Source organism: Candidatus Frankia nodulisporulans (assembly GCF_902806475.1).
Taxonomy (GTDB): Bacteria; Actinomycetota; Actinomycetes; order Frankiales; family Frankiaceae; genus Frankia; species Frankia umida.
In genome coordinates this window covers 1-3,506 of record NZ_CADCWS010000349.1, presented here as the reverse complement: position 1 = coordinate 3,506, position 3,506 = coordinate 1, and the positions used below count along the sequence as shown (strand labels likewise).

The window sequence follows — 3,506 nt, the reverse complement described above, 5'->3', positions numbered from 1 at the left end:
CCGTCGAGGACCGTCACCCCCGTGCTGGACGTCGCCCGCCACACCCGCACCGCAGCCGGTCCGGAGGGGGTCTGCGGGGCCTGCTCGGGGGTGGTTGCAGCCGCCGGTTGCACTGGTTGCACCCGGACTGGCTGGTTGACCCCTGCAACCACCCCTGCAACCGCCTCTGACCTGCACGGTTGCAGGTTGCAGGCAGGGGTGGCGGAGGGGGCCCTACGCGTGCGCGCGCGAGGAACCCCGATTTCCGGCGGATTGCAACCCGGCTCGGACGGCCCGGCGGCGGAGGCCTGCCGGGCGGTCATGCCGCACCACCGAACAGATCATCCTGGCCGCCGCAGACCGAGCACAGCAGCCCCGTCACCGTCACCGTCACGGCCAGCTGACCGTGGCAGCGAGTGCACCGCCGCCGCGGCGCCAGCGGCACGACGGTCAGGGCGATCCGAAGGCTGCGAGCGTCCACCAGGACGATCGACGGGCAGGCCTGGTGCTGCACGGTGAGTGCGAACCCGCATGCCCGGCAGCAGACAGCCAGGCCGGCGGTGAGCTCGGCGGTGTGCCGGCGGCGGATGTCCCGCTCCTCGGCGGCGGTCACCCGGCGGCCGGCCTGCAGGGCGGCGAGGATCACCGGATAGAAGATCTCTTCAGGCTGGGTGACGGTGACCGTGATCCGGCCCGGACGGCGGGCACTCATGCCACACCACCCAGACGGGCGGCGGGCGAAGCCTGGCGCGCAGATCCGCACCCAGGCAGGGAAAGATGACTCATAGCGGTCTCCTGTGCTTGCAGGTGGTCCGTTAGCCCTCGGGCCGGTGTTCCACCACCAGCCCGGGGGCGCTTTCAGTTGCAAGGCGGAACGCTACATGCCTGAACTTAGAATGTCAAGATGCTATTCTTTCAAGCATGAGAGAGAGCGTTCGCAACTTTGAGCCACTGCTTGACTACACAGACATAGCCAAGCTAGCGGGCATCTCACCCGTTACTGCACGCAGCTACAGGCATTCGGGGCACCTGCCCGAACCTGATGAGCAGACCTCGCCCCGCCGGCCCCGCTGGAAGCTGTCGACCGTGACCACATGGCTGGAGAACCGCCCGGGCCGGGGGCGACCTAGGCCAGAAATCATGGAGCGAAGGCGTGAACGCGCAGCCCAGAAGGCCTGCGCGGAGTCCGAGACTCTCAATGATCAAGGAAGTCGTCTGATCACCTGAAACGTGGCAGCCCAGAGGAAGCGACAGCGCCCCGTCGGAGCAGTCCGGCGGGGCGCTTGGACGTTCCGGGCGAGGACCGTCGGCCGGCTGTCGCGTCTCCCTCGCTGCCGTGCCTGCCCCGCCGGCGCCGGGATGGTTGCAGCCGTCTGCGGCACCGGTTGCAGCCCTGGAAACCGCGGGGTGCAGTTTCCTGGGAGTTTCCTGGGTGCAACCGCCTCCGACCTGTAGTTTTACGAGTTTCTTGGTTTCCTGACATGGGCCCTATGCATGCGAGCACGAGGAACCCCGGTTTCCGGTGGGTTGCAACCATCCCCCCCCTGACATCCAGTTCTTCCTGCCCGCGGTAACCGACAGATTGGCGGTCCCTCGACGGCCCTCACCCGCACCCGCCGGGCTGTCCCCGGCACCACCAACCACACGCGGGGTCACCATCCCACGCAATCTCCTCGATGACCTCGACCAGGTGTTGGGTACCGGAACCCATCCCCGTCGCCAAAGTCTCCCCGCTGCTACTCAACCTCGCCCCCACCTGGGCCGCCTACCGCACCCTCACCGAGCTGCGTCTGGTCCACTTCCTCACCGACGAGGGGACCGAGGGGATCAAGGTCCCGACCATCGGGAACCGCTGGCCCCTCGACCCAATCACTATCCGTGAACAAATCAGGCGGCGGACCGCCGACCTCAACACCTGAGTTAGATCGGCCCCCGGCCATCCCCAAACCACGTCCCCGGCGCCCCTGCGGCACCCAAATCCACCTGCCCTAGCTCGACTAACTCGCCTAACTTTCCGCAGGTCGGAACCCCCCAAGCCTCCGAAGCCCCCGAGTTAGAAATCTAACTCGTAGCCGGCGATCTAACTCCTGATCTAACTCCGCAAACATCGTTCAGCACGCCCAAAACCAGTCACACAAAGTCATATATGTTGGAAGGGAGGCAGCTGATGGCTGCCATCTGCTCCCGCTGCCACGGAACCCGGATGGTCAGCCCGGGAGCCAACCGCGGCCCCTGCCCCGCCTGCCCCGCCTGCACCGCCTGCACCGCCTGCACCGCCTGCACCGCCTGCACCACCGGCGGCGCCGGCGGCGCCGGAGACCGGTAGCCGGCGGCGGGCAGCGGGTCATCGACGGCCCCCTCGGTCGACATCGCGACGTCGACGAACGCCAGCCCACCAGCCGAGCCCACCAGCTCGCCACCGAAGCAGCCACCACTCGCCACCCGGCGAAGAAGACCACCACCACCAGGAAGAAGCCCGCTGGCGCCCGGCCCCTACTACTGCCGGCCTGCGATCGGTCCGGCACCCCCGGCCCCCTCACCGTCATCCCGACGAAGAAACCGAAGAACTACAAGCTCACCGACTACCAAAAAACCGCGAACAGGACGATCTCCGCACGCCGGTCAGCGGTCGAACGATGCATCGCCCGCCCGAGGAACTGAAAGATCCGCGCCGCCGGCTACCACTGCCGGCTCACCGAAATCCCTAACCTCATCCGAATCATCACCAGGCTGGATTTCTACCGGCTCGGATGGTGACTTATGGATAAAGCTCTCAATTAGGATCACACAGATGATGAATCTGAATAAGTTCCCAAGAAGTTTTTCTGTCGTTATAGACAATCCTGAAGCAGGCGTTTCCCGAGTTATCTAGTGTTTCCCCCACCGGGTCGCCGCCGTGATTAGAGGTCGTTGTGACCTTGACAGTTTTCACCGTTGAAGGATCGAGATACGCAGATCCCCCCTTCGAGCGGCCCAAAAAAGCAGCCCTTCCCTTTAGGTGGAAACTACACGATACTACCGGATTTCCTGTCGCATCGGGACCGGAGTAACCATCTAGAACCACTGTTTTGCCGGAAGCGGTGTAGTTCTGAAAATGCCACATATTTCTTCCGGGAGAAAATTGGCACTCGGATCCGTTCGCCGCGTGAGCCAAGGGTGCCAGCAGCAGGAGTGTCCCCATCGCAACCGACACTGCCGCAAGTGATGCCATGAACTTCCTGGCTGATCGCAGAACCACTACCTCTCCCAAAAACTACGTAGCAGCGAACGGTAGTAGTGATTCGCCGTACTCGGCAAACGATATGAATTCCATATCAAGAATAGATTAAGTGTGAAACCCAAATGAAACCCAGACAAGCCAACCTTACGTTGATGATCGAAGCCTTAAAGCGACAAGATCCACCCACCGCGTATTGATCAAGTGTCGAGAGTCTCGCCGCCGCCTCGCAAGCTGGCCTGCACCGGCATGGCCGTCACCCAGCACCGACCCGCACCGCGATCACGGCCGCCAGATAGGCCAAAGACGG

The 3,506-nt window shown here is 64.0% G+C and carries 3 protein-coding genes; 1 reads left to right on the top strand and 2 read right to left on the bottom strand.

All coding sequences use genetic code 11. The features are described 5' to 3' along the window. Nucleotides 1-298 precede the first annotated feature (298 nt). Entirely contained in the window at nt 299-691 is a 393-nt protein-coding gene (locus tag G6R24_RS19470; RefSeq protein WP_163550617.1) for a hypothetical protein, read from the bottom strand. Between the two features lie 964 nt (nt 692-1,655). Here G6R24_RS19470 and G6R24_RS19465 point away from each other — a divergent pair. Then, nucleotides 1,656-1,898: a hypothetical protein gene (locus tag G6R24_RS19465; protein ID WP_163550616.1), complete on the top strand. Its 243-nt coding sequence runs from the start codon at nt 1,656-1,658 to the stop codon at nt 1,896-1,898. Nucleotides 1,899-2,109: 211 nt separating this feature from the next. Here G6R24_RS19465 and G6R24_RS19460 read toward each other — a convergent pair whose 3' ends face one another. Beyond that, a complete protein-coding gene (locus G6R24_RS19460) occupies nt 2,110-2,421 on the bottom strand; it encodes a hypothetical protein (RefSeq protein WP_163550615.1) in 312 nt (103 codons plus the stop codon). Nucleotides 2,422-3,506: the final 1,085 nt, after the last annotated feature.

Excerpts from the sequence above, each read along its gene's own strand:
- G6R24_RS19470 (WP_163550617.1), bottom strand. The coding sequence starts at position 691 with ATGAGTGCCCGCCGTCCGGGCCGGATCACGGTCACCGTCACCCAGCCT.
- G6R24_RS19465 (WP_163550616.1), top strand. The coding sequence starts at position 1,656 with ATGACCTCGACCAGGTGTTGGGTACCGGAACCCATCCCCGTCGCCAAA.